This window comes from Acinetobacter sp. ANC5681 (assembly GCF_023488045.1).
Lineage (GTDB): Bacteria > Pseudomonadota > Gammaproteobacteria > Pseudomonadales > Moraxellaceae > Acinetobacter.
Genome location: NZ_JAMFKZ010000014.1, coordinates 60419 through 75805 on the forward strand (window position 1 = coordinate 60419; position 15387 = coordinate 75805).

Annotated in this window: 15 protein-coding genes and 1 pseudogene; 11 read left to right on the forward strand and 5 right to left on the reverse strand. The window is 38.5% G+C overall.

Translation table 11 applies throughout. The annotated features are described in order from the left end of the window. Window positions 1-96 precede the first annotated feature (96 nt). The 3 genes from ilvA (at window position 97) to M5121_RS09750 (ending at window position 3790) form a co-directional block, all read left to right on the forward strand. Window positions 97-1641 carry a threonine ammonia-lyase, biosynthetic gene (gene ilvA / locus M5121_RS09740; protein ID WP_171063558.1) on the forward strand — a complete coding sequence of 515 codons (1545 nt, stop codon included), beginning with the start codon at window positions 97-99 and terminating at the stop codon, window positions 1639-1641. A gap of 159 nt (window positions 1642-1800) precedes the next feature. Beyond that, the gene (locus tag M5121_RS09745; RefSeq protein WP_005160048.1) at window positions 1801-2451 is read left to right on the forward strand and encodes a potassium channel family protein; all 651 of its coding nucleotides are present in this window, start codon (window positions 1801-1803) and stop codon (window positions 2449-2451) included. Window position 2452: 1 nt separating this feature from the next. Then, window positions 2453-3790, forward strand: a complete 1338-nt coding sequence (locus M5121_RS09750; RefSeq protein WP_249571061.1) for a TrkH family potassium uptake protein — start codon at window positions 2453-2455, stop codon at window positions 3788-3790. On the opposite strand, the gene M5121_RS09755 is transcribed toward M5121_RS09750, so the two are convergent. The 3 genes from M5121_RS09755 to M5121_RS09765 are packed head-to-tail and all read right to left on the reverse strand — an operon-like array spanning window position 3778 to window position 8436. Beyond that, window positions 3778-4305, reverse strand: a complete 528-nt coding sequence (locus M5121_RS09755) for a cysteine peptidase family C39 domain-containing protein (RefSeq protein WP_249571062.1) — start codon at window positions 4303-4305, stop codon at window positions 3778-3780. The two genes, M5121_RS09750 and M5121_RS09755, sit on opposite strands and share 13 nt — an antisense overlap. Next, window positions 4306-5475, reverse strand: a complete 1170-nt coding sequence (locus M5121_RS09760; protein WP_249571063.1) for a phospholipase A — start codon at window positions 5473-5475, stop codon at window positions 4306-4308. It lies immediately after the preceding gene. A 21-nt stretch (window positions 5476-5496) separates the two neighbouring features. Beyond that, complete coding sequence (locus M5121_RS09765) at window positions 5497-8436, reverse strand: insulinase family protein (RefSeq protein ID WP_249571064.1); 2940 nt, start codon at window positions 8434-8436, stop codon at window positions 5497-5499. Window positions 8437-8612: 176 nt separating this feature from the next. On the opposite strand from M5121_RS09765, the gene M5121_RS09770 reads away from it, so the two are divergent. The 8 genes from M5121_RS09770 to M5121_RS09805 all read left to right on the forward strand — a co-directional run bounded on the left by M5121_RS09770 (window position 8613) and on the right by M5121_RS09805 (window position 14476). Then, entirely contained in the window at window positions 8613-9626 is a 1014-nt protein-coding gene (locus tag M5121_RS09770; protein WP_249571065.1) for an adenosine kinase, read from the forward strand. A gap of 14 nt (window positions 9627-9640) precedes the next feature. After that, the gene (locus tag M5121_RS09775) at window positions 9641-9946 is read left to right on the forward strand and encodes a Rieske (2Fe-2S) protein (protein ID WP_249571066.1); all 306 of its coding nucleotides are present in this window, start codon (window positions 9641-9643) and stop codon (window positions 9944-9946) included. 22 nt (window positions 9947-9968) lie between these two features. Continuing rightward, the gene (locus tag M5121_RS09780) at window positions 9969-10580 is read left to right on the forward strand and encodes an OB-fold-containig protein (protein ID WP_171062101.1); all 612 of its coding nucleotides are present in this window, start codon (window positions 9969-9971) and stop codon (window positions 10578-10580) included. Between the two features lie 568 nt (window positions 10581-11148). Beyond that, entirely contained in the window at window positions 11149-11340 is a 192-nt protein-coding gene (gene cydP / locus M5121_RS09785) for a cytochrome oxidase putative small subunit CydP (protein WP_004677296.1), read from the forward strand. Then, complete coding sequence (locus M5121_RS09790; protein ID WP_005160020.1) at window positions 11340-12917, forward strand: cytochrome ubiquinol oxidase subunit I; 1578 nt, start codon at window positions 11340-11342, stop codon at window positions 12915-12917. The genes cydP and M5121_RS09790 overlap by 1 nt, the downstream gene beginning before the upstream one ends. Next, a complete protein-coding gene (cydB, locus tag M5121_RS09795; RefSeq protein WP_249571067.1) occupies window positions 12914-14059 on the forward strand; it encodes a cytochrome d ubiquinol oxidase subunit II in 1146 nt (381 codons plus the stop codon). The genes M5121_RS09790 and cydB overlap by 4 nt, the downstream gene beginning before the upstream one ends. Before the next feature lie 14 nt (window positions 14060-14073). Next, on the forward strand, window positions 14074-14175 hold the full coding sequence (gene cydX, locus M5121_RS09800; RefSeq protein ID WP_002120988.1) for a cytochrome bd-I oxidase subunit CydX: 102 nt from the start codon (window positions 14074-14076) through the stop codon (window positions 14173-14175). A gap of 4 nt (window positions 14176-14179) precedes the next feature. Next, a complete protein-coding gene (locus M5121_RS09805) occupies window positions 14180-14476 on the forward strand; it encodes a cyd operon YbgE family protein (protein ID WP_005160016.1) in 297 nt (98 codons plus the stop codon). Between the two features lie 127 nt (window positions 14477-14603). On the opposite strand, the gene M5121_RS09810 is transcribed toward M5121_RS09805, so the two are convergent. Next, window positions 14604-15020 (reverse strand): hypothetical protein, encoded by a 417-nt coding sequence (locus tag M5121_RS09810; protein WP_249571068.1) that lies wholly within the window; start codon window positions 15018-15020, stop codon window positions 14604-14606. Next, window positions 15017-15310: pseudogene (locus tag M5121_RS09815) on the reverse strand (GNAT family N-acetyltransferase); the annotation flags it as partial. The pseudogene M5121_RS09815 and the gene M5121_RS09810, both read right to left, overlap by 4 nt. Window positions 15311-15387 lie beyond the last annotated feature (77 nt).

Here is a 15387-nt window from a genome sequence, read left to right on the forward strand (position 1 = left end):
CTTCACTCAACTATTTTGACATTTGCTGCAAGAAAACAGCGCAAATGCACAGGGGTTTGCTACAATGATTGCCTATTTTAAACTGTTATAGGGAAGATGAACATGCTGTCTCGTGTGGTACGACAAATTTTACAAGCAACGGTTTATGACGTTGCGATTGAAACACCGCTTGAAGCAGCTCCACGAATTAGTCAAAAAATTAACAATAACATTCGATTTAAACGTGAAGATTTACAACCTGTATTCTCTTTCAAGCTACGCGGTGCTTACAACAGGATTAGCCAACTTCCTAAAGATCAACTCGATCGAGGTGTTATTTGTGCATCAGCAGGTAACCATGCACAAGGTGTTGCACTCTCTGGAAAAAAATTAGGCATTCCAGCCATTATTGTCATGCCAAGCACGACCCCTGACATCAAAGTACAAGCGGTTAAAAACTTAGGTGGACAGGTTGTTTTACACGGCGATAGTTTTGATGTTGCCAATAAATATGCCAAACAACGTGCAGAAGATGAAGGATTAGTTTTTATCCCACCTTATGACGATGAACTCGTGATTGCTGGTCAAGGAACGATTGCCAATGAATTATTGCGCCAATGGCGTGATGTTGAATATGTTTTCGTTGCTGTCGGTGGTGGAGGGCTCATTGCCGGTGTTGCAGCCTATCTTGGTGAAGTTGCGCCACATGTCAAAGTCATTGGTGTTGAATATGAAGAATCTGCGTGCCTAAAAGCTGCTCTTGAATCTAATGAACGCGTGATTCTGCCACATGTGGGTTTATTTGCGGATGGTACAGCTGTTGCTCAAATTGGTGAATTGCCTTTTGAAATGATCCGCTTATCTAAGTCAGATAATTCTGGTCCAATTGTTGATCCAACAATTGTTACGGTCAATACCGATGAAATCTGTGCCGCAATCAAAGATACCTATGATGAAAATCGCAGTATCGTTGAACCATCAGGGGCGATGGCCTTAGCTGGGATCAAAAAATACGTTACCGAACATCAGCTCACTGGAAAGAACATGGTTTCAATTGTTTGCGGTGCAAACATGAACTTTGATCGTCTCCGTTATATTGCTGAACGTACTGAATTGGGTGAACGTAAAGAAGCAATCTATGCCGTCACAATTCCTGAGCAAAAAGGCGCTTTTCTTAATTTCTGCCGTGCTCTACAAGGTCGTAATATTACTGAGTTTAACTATCGTGCCAGTGATGATAGCCAAGCTCAAGTATTTGTTGGGATTAGCTTGAAAGGTGGTGAAGTTGAACGTCACGAAATCCATGAATTACTCAAGCAACAATATGATGTCGATGATTTATCCGATGATGAAGTTGCAAAACTGCATATTCGTTACTTAATTGGTGGTCACGCCAATCTTGAAAATGAACGCTTGTTCCGTGTTGAATTTCCAGAACGTCCTGGTGCCCTGCTGACTTTCCTTGAACGTTTAGGCCCAACACATAACATTACCCTATTCCATTATCGTAATCATGGTGCAGCCGAAGGTCGTGTTTTAGTCGGTTTACAAGCAACTGATGCAAAACAAAATCCAGATGGGTTGATCGAAACTTTAGAGAAAATTACTTATCCATATGCTGAAATCAGTGACAATACTGGTTACAAACGTTTCCTTAAATAAATCACCTCATCATTTAAAGCCGACATCATGTCGGCTTTATTTTTACCCAGTGATCTTGATCTTTTATATGTGATCGCAAACAAAATCATTACAAACAGATCAATTAATCCACCTTAAAATGAATAAAAAGACATTTTTATCATTTAGTTAAGGACAGTTATGGCACAGTTTGCAGTCATTGGTTTAGGTAGTTTTGGAGCAACTGTTGCCTTAGAACTGACCAAACTCAATCATGATGTGATTGGGATCGACACCATTAAACGAAATGTAGAGAGCTTAGCTGATCGCATTACCCATGCTGTAATTGCAGATGCAACCGATGAACATGTATTAGAAGAACTGAATATCCAAAATTGTGATGCCGTCGTGGTCGCGATTGGTGAAGATATTGAAGCCAGTATTCTTTGTGTTTTAAATCTAAAAAATTTAGGGGTGGATAAAATCCTCGTTAAAGCCAAAACTAAAGCCCACCACACTATCCTCTCCCATTTAAACGTCAGTAAAATTATTCACCCTGAAGAAGATATGGGTGTGCGGGTTGCTCAAGCGTTAAATTATCCCATGGTTAGCCGTTATATGGCTTTGGATGATGATCGTTATATTGTCAAAGTTCCAGTACAAGCAAAGCTGAATCATGTGAATTTATCGGGCATCTTAAAACAAGAACCTAATATCAAACTTTTATTACTTAAACGTGATCAACAAATTCTATATGAAACCGATGTGAATTTTACTCTACAGGCTGGAGACGTACTTATTTTAGAAGGCTCGCTCAGCCATCTCCGAAAACTCTCAGGATGTTTTGTATAAAATGACGATAAAAATAAATACTCAAAAAATTTTCAACTTAAGTCCACCCTCCTTATTAGCGATTGGGTTTCTAAGTTTTATTATCATTGGAACACTATTACTCAAACTCCCCATCGCCAATAAAGGCAATTTGAGCTGGATGGATGCCTTATTTACAGCAACATCGGCTGTAACCATTACAGGTTTATCTGTAGTGAATTTAAATGAGTCTTTTAATCATCTCGGGCAAGTTATTATTCTTTTATTAATCCAAACAGGTGGTTTGGGTTTTATGACTTTTGCTATTTTGGCAGCCTTAAGTCTAGCGCCTAAACTCGGGCTCAAACAACAAATGATGGCACAAGATAGCTTAGGTCAAACCAGCTTATCTAAAGTTACCTTTGTGGCAAAAGGTGTGGTGATTTATACACTTTTTTTTGAACTGATTGGCGTTATTATCTTAAGTACTTCTTTTATACCTATTTATGGCTTTGACCGTGGATTATATTATTCAATTTTCTACAGTATTTCTGCATTCAATAATGCAGGGTTTTCGCTATTCAATAACAGCTTAATAAATTTCCAAGGTCATTATCTTATCTGTTTAACCATTAGTACGCTATATACGTTAGGTGGAATTGGTTTTCTTGTTTTAATTGACGTTAAACAAAATAAACGTTGGAGTAAACTTACACCGAATAGCAAACTAATCCTCAGTGCAATCGCAACACTAAATATTGTGGCTTTTATTTTGATTTGGCTTTTAGAAGCCAACAATCCACTTACTTTAGGTTCAATGAATATTGGTGAACAAGCCATGAATGCTTGGTTCCAAGCGACAGTACCTCGTTCATCGGGATTCAATACTATTGATACAGGTTCGATGGAACACAGTACAACACTGCTCACGATGCTATTGATGTTTATTGGTGGCGGTTCACTGAGTACCGCAGGTGGTATTAAAGTTGGTACTTTTGTAATATTGCTGTTGTGTGTGATTTCATTTCTACGGCGTAATGAAGAAATTCGTATTTTCAATCATTCAGTTTCGCAGGAAACCACCTATAAAGCGCTTGCCGTGACAGCAATTACAGGTATGTTAGTGTTTATCGGCTGTTTCACAATTTTCTTACTTGAACCTAAACTGGATGTTTTAGATCTTATGTTTGAGGTTGTTTCGGCTGCATGCACTGTTGGTTTATCTCGTGGTGTTACAGGTGAATTGCATGATGGTAGCTTATTTGTTTTGAGCTTACTGATGTACACAGGTCGACTTGGGCCATTAACACTCGCCTACCTGATTGCTACACCAAAGAAAAGTCGTTTGAAACATGCAAATGCCAATATTCAGATCGGATAAAACTCTGAATATTGCTCAACCACAATCACCTGCCGACAAATTCCATCGGCTTGGCGTTGTTGTTCAAACGTACTTTTTGACATCACTTCAAAATGATCACAGAAACTAATCTCTTGTTCATCAATTGAATAAATCAAAGATTGGTTTCCCACACCGTGTAAGGTGTCATAAAACACGAGAACAAAGTGACCATTTTCAAATGCCTGCTGAATCTCGGAATAGGTCAAAGCAGCCTGAATTGGAATTTGAAGACCTTGGGCATCCAAATAACTTTGCTTTTCTTTCTCATCAATATTCGGATCAGGGTCAGTATACAATGACACTTCAAAGCCTAATTTTTTCAGTGCCACAGCCAATGCTATGGTAAAAGTTCCCTCTTGTTGGTCATGGCGACATAACTGAATCAGGTCAGCAATATCAATATGGGTTTGATATTGCTTTATAATCAGCCAGACCGCAAACACCCCACAATTTGCTTCAAGCTGCAACAATGACTCAGGAATATTTAAACTCATTTAATACCAATTCATCAAAGAAACGCCTAAACCCGCATAGGTCGCACGATGGTTATAATCGATCAAGCTCTCACCATAACCATCAAAGAGTTGTAGATGTCCACGTAACTTACCTTTGATTGGGAATGCCCAGTCAAATTGCACAGCACCATACGAGCGATCGCCACCTTTTAAAGAATGGCGTAGCATCAACGAAAAATCGTTATCGTCGTGACGATAGAATGCCGTGAGATCGCCACGCCCCATATAATCCTTAATATCAGGATTATTATCATCTTTGGCATTTTCTTCGACACGGTACCAAGGACGTACCATCAACGCAAAATTATCTTTTTCAAACCCTAAATTAAAAATTACACGGTTCCAACTACGTGATAATGGATCAGAACGACCATTGGATTGATGGTTTAAAGTCACACCTAACAGACGCGCATTTAAACCTAAAATTTCATAGTTGGTTCTGAACATCAAACTTGCTTCAGGCTCGTAATTGGTCTCACGAAATGGACGTGATTCCTCAGAGTTGTAAACCTGCCAACGTGAAGACTGCGTATACCCCAACCAGACATCACCATTATTGCCTAAAATATTTTCTAAGGCTTTCGTTTTTAAAGAGATTTGAAATTTGGCTTCTGTAGAGGTTAAGTTTTGTTGATCTTTAACAGTATTGTTTGGATTGGGGCTACTAGGAAATTCATTCTTATCACTGGTCCAAAATGCGGGCAGCAAATAAACAGGTTGATAAGCACGAATATTCCACACCCCCAGTTTACTTTCTTCAGAAAGTTCCCAACGGCGGTCTAATAATGAAATATTTGGATCAAATTTAGGCGCTGCACCTAAGATGTGCAAATCACTTACTTTTTGAACAACCTTATCAGGCAAAGTCGTAGGTTCAGCTTTTTCATTTTTGTTCTCTACCGATGGAGCAGCTACCGCAATGATTGGTTCGGCTGCTTGAACTTGTGGTGCGATCACTGTTGGAGCTTTAAAAAGGCTATCATAACAAGCTAAACGATCTGCATTTGAAGCCAAAGCGACACAAGCGTCTACTGTTGCAGGTGCTGCAGGTGTAGTTGTTTGCGCATTGACCATAGAACTCGCCAAAGCGCTCAGTGTCATAATGACACCAAGCTCCAAATGACCCCGCTCAAAAGATTTGAACGCCATAGATATCTCCAACTTTTTATTTTAATTAACTTGCTGAATATTAAATCCAAGTGCTTGCAGCTCATCACGTTTAGCAAATGGCGCAACGACTGCTTTTACTGGTTTTTGTTCCAATAAATATTGTTTTGCAACACGCTGCAAATCTTCCAGACTCACACTTAATAAGCGCTCACGTAAAACTCTACGGAATTTTGGCGTACGTGCGTGCAATAATGCATAACAAGCAGTAATTGCTTCGCCAGCAGGTGAACCAGGCTTGTCCATACCTGCGACCAATCCAAGAATTGCCTCTTCAAGTTGATATGGTTGCTGTTCAACGTTAAATAACCATTGCACACTTGCTTCAAAATCATTAAATGTTTCAACTAAACGTGGATCGCGATAACTATAAAAACGGAATGAACAAGCATTACCATCATAACTTGCTCCACCACCGTAAGCACCGCCTTTTTCACGAATGGCACTATGTAAGAAACCATTACGTAAATACGCAGCCAATACCATCAATGGTGCTGCATCTACATGTGCAACATCGACGGCTTGATAAGCAGAGCAACAGAATTGAACATTCGTCTGAATGAGCCATGCTTCATCATTTTCTGTATTGACGTGTTCAACTTCGGTTAGGCTTACAGATGATTTATCGACAGCCAGTTTATCCCAAACGTTTTGAATCTCTTCAACTAAACGATCAGATTGATGTTCTTCACAAACCAATAAGAACTGTTTTGGTGCTTGTAATAACTTACGATGAATTGCCTGTAATTCAGCAATTAATGCATGATAGGCATCTTCGTCCTGATCAATCTTAGTGACTAAATCACTCAGCCAGTTCAGCGCACCCAAACCTGTATTGTGATAGTCACGTCGAGCTAATGCACTCATTTGACGTGAAGCGGCCTGCATTGCATAGCTATGTCCAGAACCAGACAAGCGTGACTGCCAACGGGTTTTCCGTTGTTGCAATAATTCGATAATGCGATCTTTTTCATCAAAACGGAGCTGTTCAAATGCAAGTTTCAACAACTGAATAGAATCTAACTTTTGAGTCAATGATTTAGTCGTCAACGTCAACCAAGCACTAATTCGATCTTTATCATCCACTTTGCTACGTAAAGATGCTCCCATTCCCAAACCGCCACTTACAGCCGTTTGGATTTGTTGGAATTCTAAATAATCATGCTCACCTGCACCAACCTCACCCATCAAGATAGAAAGTAAGTTGAAATAAGGCGACTGTACGATTTCGTCTGGAATCTGAATCAAAACTTGTTGGTAATAAATACCGTTGGTGCCTGCATGATAAAGATTTAATGGCGTATCCAGACCATTACAGATAATCTCACGCAATTGACCTTGAACAATATGCAAATCTGCGGGTACATCTTCCAACCCCACTTTTGGCAATAGCTCAAGATCATCAGCTGTGTCTTGACGTTCTTTTAATGCTTCAGTTTTTTGCTGAATTTCAATTTTTTGATCTTCTGTCAAATTAGCCGTAATTTCAGCCAAACGTGCTTGCTCAGCCTGTTGCTCTTTTACTGATTTGGTCGCATCTGGCACTAAGGTCATTTGTACACGATGCGGATTATCTAACAAATGAGTTTGAATTAAATTAGACAACCACATTGGGTCTTTCAATTCTTCTTTCACTTGTTCAATTGCAGAATCCACATCCCAAACATGGATTGGATCATTATGGTGAATTGCACTACCTAGACCATTCAAAATAAGGCTTAAACCATAAGGCGTACCATCACCATTGATCTCACGTTGATGCAATTCAATTTGATGTAAAATCGCATCAACCAAATCACGGTCAATTGGTTTTGAAGCAGCCTCTTTCAAAATATCTAAAACACCATTTTTAAATGTTTCAGCATGTTCTTCATTCGAGCCTTGTACGCCACAATAGAAAGTCATTTCGAAGTTACTATCATCAACTCCCATCAATGGACCCGTTGACTGTGCATAACCACAAGTTTCTAAATAATGACGTAATGGTGAAGCTGAATTTTCTAATAAAATTCCTTCTACTAAACGCATGCCTAAACGCAGTTTAATATCGCTGGTTTCAGGCAATAACCATGACATTACATGATAAGTCTTGTCTTTCAGATCTTCACTATCCACCGCGTAGGATTCAGTGACTTCGATTGGTGCAGTTAAACGCTTCTCAGGTGTGGAATATAAAGTTGTTCCTTTGGAGAATTTATGCAAGGCCAATTTTTCAAACTGTTCTTGCAGATCATATGCACTTTGATTGCCAAAGGTCATAAACACCGCATTACTTGGATGATAATGGGTTTTATAGAACTCGACCAATTGCTCATAACTTAAATCTGGAATATCTTTTGGATCACCGCCAGAGTTGTAGTGATAGGTGGTTTCAGGGAATAAATGATAGGCCAGTTGATGATAAAGCTGATCTGTCGGTGAACTCATCGCTCCTTTCATTTCATTGAACACCACACCTTTATAAACGGCTTGATCATTCTCTAATTCAATTCGAATCCCTTCTTGAGCAAAATCCAAAGGATTCAAATTTGCAGCGAATGCAGCATCTAAATACACTGACAATAAATTCTGAAAATCTTTTTTATTCTGTGTCGCAAATGGATAAGCTGTCCAATCTGCTGCTGTGAACGCATTCATAAAGGTATTGAGTGAACGGCGAATCATTAAAAAGAATGGATCACGGACTGGAAACTTCTCAGAACCACATAAAGCGGTATGCTCTAAAATATGTGCGGTTCCCTTTGAATCCATCGGTTGTGTTCTAAACGCCACCAGAAACACATTTTCATCACTATTGGTCGCGAGATGATAGTGAACTGCACCTGTCACTTTATGTTTATATTCTGAAACTTGAATATCGAGTGCTTCTACATGGTGTTGACGTAATAGCTGAAACGCGGGATGGATAGTTTGAGTAATGCTTTCAGAAACATCGACAGTCATGTGATCTCCAATTTATCTATTTAATTAACATTCTTGATTATAGAGAGTCTACCGAAGAATATGCACGGATATCCATGTAAATTGGTATGTTTTTGTAGAAAAATTCAGCAAGCAAGGTGTGATGGTCAATGCATTGGTGTAAACTTTAGCTTTTGATTTTTACTGTGATGACAAACATGGCAACTGTTGATCTTTTTGCAATTGGAAATGCACTCATTGACCAAGAATTTAAAGTTTCTTATGAGTTTTTAACACAGCAGGCTTTGCAAAAAGGCACAATGCAGTTGACTGATGGCGACACTCAAGCCGCTTTATATCAGCAATTACAAGATACTCAAAGCTACAAGGGTCAAGCCAGTGGTGGTTCAGCAGCGAATACTACGGTTGCATTCAGTGCATTGGGTGGAACCGCTTTTTATGGATGCCGTGTTGGTAACGACGAACTGGGTTCAATTTATCTGAATGGTTTAAATGATGCAGGTATCCAGACTACTACGCGATCAATCAGCGAAGGCATAACAGGAACCTGTATGGTACTGATCAGCCCTGATTCAGAACGTACCATGCATACCTATCTAGGGATTACCGCTGAATTATCTGCTGAACAAATCGACTTTGAACCATTAAAAACAGCAAAATGGCTCTATATCGAGGGTTACTTATCAACCAGTGATACAGCACGTATCGCAGTCAAACAGGCCCGTAAACAGGCAAAAGCGCATGGCGTTAAAATCGCCCTTTCCCTTTCTGATCCAGCAATGGTGCAATATGCCCGTCAAGGTCTACAAGAATTATTGGACGATGGCGTTGACTTACTGTTCTGTAATGAACAGGAAGCGTTGATGTTTACCAATACAGAAAATCTTGATGATGCCATTGCAGCATTAAAATTAAATAATCAGCATATCGTAATTACACAGGGTGCGAACGGCGCAACAATCATTGAGCCAAAGCAACAATTCCATGTGGCAGGTCGTCATGTTGAAGCAGTGGATACCAATGGTGCGGGTGATGCCTTTGCGGGTGCATTTTTATATGCCATCAATGCAGGCCTCCGTCTGGAAGCGGCTGCCCAGCTTGCCATTTTAATTTCCAGCGAGGTTGTTGCTCAATTCGGCCCACGCTTGGCTGTAGAAAACTACGCCAAGCTATTTGAACAATTCAAATCTACACAGCAGGAATGTGCGTAATGGAAAAAATTTGCATGACCGAGGAAGTCCCTGAACGTGAAGCACGCGCATACGACACAATGAAAGGAACAACAATTTTTATTACTCAGAAAGATGGTAGCTTTTACGCTTATCAAAATGTTTGCCCACATTTGCAAACTGAACTTGAGTATTTAGAAAATCAATTTTTAGATCAGGATCGTGAGTATATCCAATGCTCAACTCATGGAGCATTATTCTCAGTAGAAACTGGTGAATGTATTTCAGGACCATGTCTAGGTGAATTCCTTGAAAAAGTAAATTTGGAAGTACACTCTGATGGTGGTATTTATATTGACTAATACCTAAATCATGAATTCTGCGATGACTGAGTTTTTTTTAAATTACTACCTTATGCCATTTCACATGAGCGTAGTGGCTTTGATTTTGCTCAGCATTGCAGAAACAATTGGTATTTTTATTGGGTTACGTCCAAGTCATCTCGTAAAGAAAATGACACCAGAGTGGTTATTAAATTCACCGCTATTAGATGTAAAATTTTCTAAATACTTAATATTTGTATTTTTACTCATCAATTTTAGTTTTGCAGGTTATTTTCTAGAGCTTTCATTTTTTGCTTTACAACACTACTTTATCTCGCCTTACTATCTTTTTGTTCCTGCTTTGATCATCGACATCTTTTTTACAGTGTTTATGATTAATTGTCTTGACCAAGTGATTAAACCTAAAGTCACACATACTCACATTAACTTAGTGGGTCGCTTAGCAACAATTTCTACGGGTAATGCTCGTCCAGGCTTCTCTGCACAAGCACGTGTTCGCAATGAATTTGGTCAACTGTATTATGTACAAGTAGAGCCAGAATATGGTGAATTAGAGTTACAATCTCAAGTGTTGTTGATCAGTCAGAAATCCAATTCATACTATATTGCTAAAAAAATCTCTATTTCAAATAAACTATTTACCGCAGACTGAACCCAAAATCCGTTGAAATCTAATTGAAGCGATTAGAATTTTTTTCATTCATCATTAAAATTACAATTTGTTACATAAAGAAAAAGTAAAAAACGTTTAATCACCTCTTCCATTTTCATCAATCTATTGATCTAACTTTCAAACCAAAATGAAGGATGATATTTCACACATTTTTTAAAGCAAACTCTACCAATACACTAGGTTTTGTGCAGAATCCATTATAAAAATTACTTAATTATGTAATCAATTCCTTAAATGATTGTAAATATTATATTTTTTATATCCATACTATTTTAGTTGGTTTAATTTTTCTTAAATTAATTATAAACCAAACCTTTTTAATCAGATTTAAAAATATAAATACAACTGTTTTAATCAGTTTTTCAAATTAATTCATATTATTTTAGTTGGGTAATAATAATATTTTCAAAATTTGATCAAAATCCATATAATTAATTGATTTTTATAAAAATATTAAATTAATTCATTTTAAAGCCCTTAAAGGTTTATTTTTAATGGATTTTATTTAATAATGTTTTACATGTTTTTAAATATGAGGCGAAGTTCTATGAACATGAGTTCTCAAGATCCAAATCGAAGATTAATCAGAGAGATCACAATCATTCTTATTATTAAAGTTGTGCTTCTCATGGTGGTTAAACATATCTGGTTTGATGCCCCAACGATTCCAAAAGATTTTAACAATGAAGTTGCCGAGCGTATTGCTGGCGATATGTCCAAAACTCAGGAGACACGTTGATGATTTCTGAAAGCGTGGTCGATCTTTCGCGGTTCCAATTCGCAATGACCGCAATGTATCACTTTCTTTTCGTCCCTCTAACTTTAGGTCTAGCTTTTATTCTTGCCATCATGGAAACCACTTATGTGATTTCTGGTAAAGAAATTTACAAAGACATGACCAAATTTTGGGGGAAACTCTTCGGGATTAACTTTGCCTTAGGTGTAACTACTGGTTTAACGATGGAATTCCAGTTTGGTACCAATTGGGCTTATTATTCTCACTATGTAGGCGACATCTTTGGTGCACCGCTTGCAATTGAAGGCCTAATGGCTTTCTTCCTAGAATCGACTTTTATTGGTCTATTCTTCTTTGGCTGGGATCGTCTTTCTAAAGTTCAACACTTAGGTGTAACTTGGCTAGTGGCGATTGGCTCTAACATGTCAGCCTTGTGGATTCTCATCGCAAATGGTTGGATGCAAAACCCTGTTGGTGCCGCATTTAACTATGAAACCATGCGTATGGAACTTGTAGACTTCGGAGCGTTGATTTTCAACCCAGTCGCTCAAGTAAAATTCGTACATACCGTTTCTGCCGGTTATGTCACAGGTGCAGTTTTTGTACTCGCCATCTCAAGCTATTATATGCTAAAGAAACGTGATATGCCCTTTGCTCGTCGCTCTTTCGCGATTGCTGCAATTTTTGGTTTAGCTTCAACTTTCTGCGTCATTTTACTTGGTGATGAATCAGGTTATGAATTGGGTGATGTGCAAAGAACTAAACTCGCTGCAATTGAAGCTGAATGGCACACTGAACCCGCACCTGCCGCATTTACTTTATTTGGTATTCCTAACCAAAAAGAAATGCGTACCGATTATGCAATTAAAATTCCATATGTTATGGGAATCATTGCAACTCGCTCGACAGACAAAGAAGTTACTGGCTTACATGACTTGATGAAAGAGCATGAAATCCGTATTCGTAATGGTATGGTGGCGTATAGCGAATTAACAAAACTCCGTGCAGGCGATCAGTCCCCAGAGTTACTTGCATCATTTCAAAAAAATCAAAAAGACTTAGGCTATGGTCTGCTATTAAAGAAATATACACCGAATGTTGTTGACGCAACTGAAGAACATATCAAAGCAGCAACTAAAGATACCATTCCAAATGTCGCTGCATTGTTTTTCTCGTTCCGTGCGATGGTGGCTTCTGGTGCATTAATGTTATTACTTTTCCTACTGGCTGCGTGGTCAGTCGCTAAACGTAATGCCGAAACAAAACCGTGGTTACTTAAATTTGCTCTATTTGCTCTTCCACTACCATGGATTGCAATTCAAACAGGTTGGTATGTAGCTGAAGGTGGTCGTCAACCATGGTCTATTGGTGAAGTTTTACCAACACATCTATCTGCATCTTCTTTAAGCACAGGTGATGTATGGGGATCAATTATTGCACTTGCTGCGTTCTATACGGTACTGCTCATTATTGAAATGTACTTAATGATCAAATTTGCTCGTTTAGGTCCAAGTTCGTTGCACACTGGTAAATATCATTTTGAAAAACTAGCTGCAAAAACTGGGGAGGCTCAATCATGATCGAATATGAACTCCTAAAAATTATTTGGTGGGTATTGGTTGGTGTATTACTGATTGGCTTTGCCCTCACCGATGGTTTTGATATGGGCTCAATGGCGCTGATGCCATTTGTAGGTAAAACTGATTCTGAAAGACGTGCTGCAATCAATACGATTGCACCACACTGGGATGGTAACCAAGTCTGGTTTATTACCGCTGGTGGTGCACTTTTTGCTGCATGGCCAATGGTTTATGCTGTCGCTTTCTCTGGAATGTATTGGGCATTACTACTCGTTCTATTTGCGCTATTCCTCAGACCCGTTGGATTTGACTATCGTTCTAAATTAGAAAACACCCAATGGCGTACTTCTTGGGATTGGGGTCTATGCATTGGTGGTGCTGTACCAGCACTAGTATTCGGTGTTGCATTTGGTAACTTATTTTTGGGCGTACCATTTAGCTTAGACGACACCTTACGTTCTGAATACACAGGCAGCTTCTTTGCATTATTGAATCCATTTGCACTTGTCTGTGGTATCGTGAGTTTGTCAATGTTATCTGCTCATGGCGGCGCATGGTTAATGCTTCGTACTGATGGTGATTTACATAACCGTTCGGCTAAAGCAACTCAAATTATGGCAATCGCATTCCTTGTATGTTTCTTAGCGGCTGGCGCTTGGTTATTCTTTGGAAATATCTCAGGCTATAGTTATGCTACTGCTGTTAATACTAATGCTGCATTAAACCCACTTGCAAAAGAAGTGGTAACAAATGCAAACCATGGTTGGTTGAATAACTACTCAACTTACCCAATTACTATGGCTGCACCAATTGTTGCAATCCTAGGTGCATTATTGGTTATTCTTAGTGCTGGAAAACGTAAGGCAGCTGCAAGCTTTACAGGTACGAGTCTGATGATTGTGGGTGCTATCTTAACTGCTGGTTTTGCATTATTCCCATTCTTATTGCCATCAAGTATCAACCCAACATCAAGTTTAACGATGTGGGATGCTGTTTCTAGTCACAAAACTCTTGGTGTAATGACTGTTGCTGCTTGTATTTTTGTTCCTCTCATTTTGATCTATACCTCTTGGTCTTATTACAAAATGTGGGGTGTCATCACTAACAAACACATTGAAGAAAATTCACATAGTTTGTACTAATGAGGAGATGTGAAATGTGGTATTTTGCATGGATTCTAGGCATTTTGATGGCATGCTTCGCGGGTGTACTCAGTGCACTCTATATCGAACACCATCAAGATTTAGATGAGGAATAATAAAATGGCTGAAGCAATGACAACACCGAAGAATAGTAAAGCTCAAGTGCTTGCAATGACCGTTTCGTTTTTGTTGGCATTGCCACTTGCTGCTATTTTATTGGTACACCCATCATTAATGTTAGATGCCAATGGTCACTACAACCACAGTATGCTGATGCTCGTCATGGTCGGTATTTCTGGCGGTTTTATTCATGGGGTTGGGTTTATACCAAGATTTTGGTTATGGAAATGGTTATTTAGTCCTTATATTGCATGGCCTCTGATGATCTTAGGCTATTATATTTGGATTGGTAATTAATCTTTAACAAATCAAATATAAAGAGGAAGCATGGCTTCCTCTTTTTTACTTTACAAGGATATTGTCATTACAAAGTAATAACAAATTATGAATAAAATCTCTATGATTCCTGCTATTGAAAATATTTCTAGTTTTTTTGGTATAAAGCGGATTGGACAGATATACACATACTATTTGGATTATTAACTAGAATAACCGTCAATGGCGTAAGATAGTTATTAGCAAAGAAATAAAGATAAAAAGCTTTTAAAAACCCATATGGTCTACCACCTACCGCAATTTCATTTGTGTACTTGATATGATAAACATAAAGTTTTCTTTGTTCATTTAAGGCATCTTTTCCATACAAACGAATAATCTCGTGACGTGCTATATTTTTTAATCCTTCATCGGATTCATAGCGATAGCAACCCTTTTCTACCTCATCCATATTAGCTAATTGATAAAAGTCTCTTTGACCTAACCATAAAAAATAATAAGCGATGAATAAAATACCAAAAGTGAAAATGACGATATATTTTCTTCGATTTTTTAAATTTTTCATTGAATTGCTTTTTTCATTTCAATTAACTGAATTGGTACCAACGGCTGACCTACATTTGCATTTACAGGATAAGGCGCTGTATGACCTGTAATCTGATAACCAAGACGCTGATAATATGCGATTAACTCAGAGCGAACATCCAAGACATACATAATTAAATCTCGAACTTCCGAACAACTCTGTGCAACATATGCTTCAACATAATTGAGCATTTGTTTGCCATATCCTAAGTTTTGAACCGATGGATCAATCGCAAAAGTTCCAATTTCAACAGATTTATGATCAAGTGATGTGTGCTGAATTAGCAGGAGACTTTCACTTGGGAGATTCTAGGCAGCTAACCGATAAAAGTCTTCTGCCATTTGAT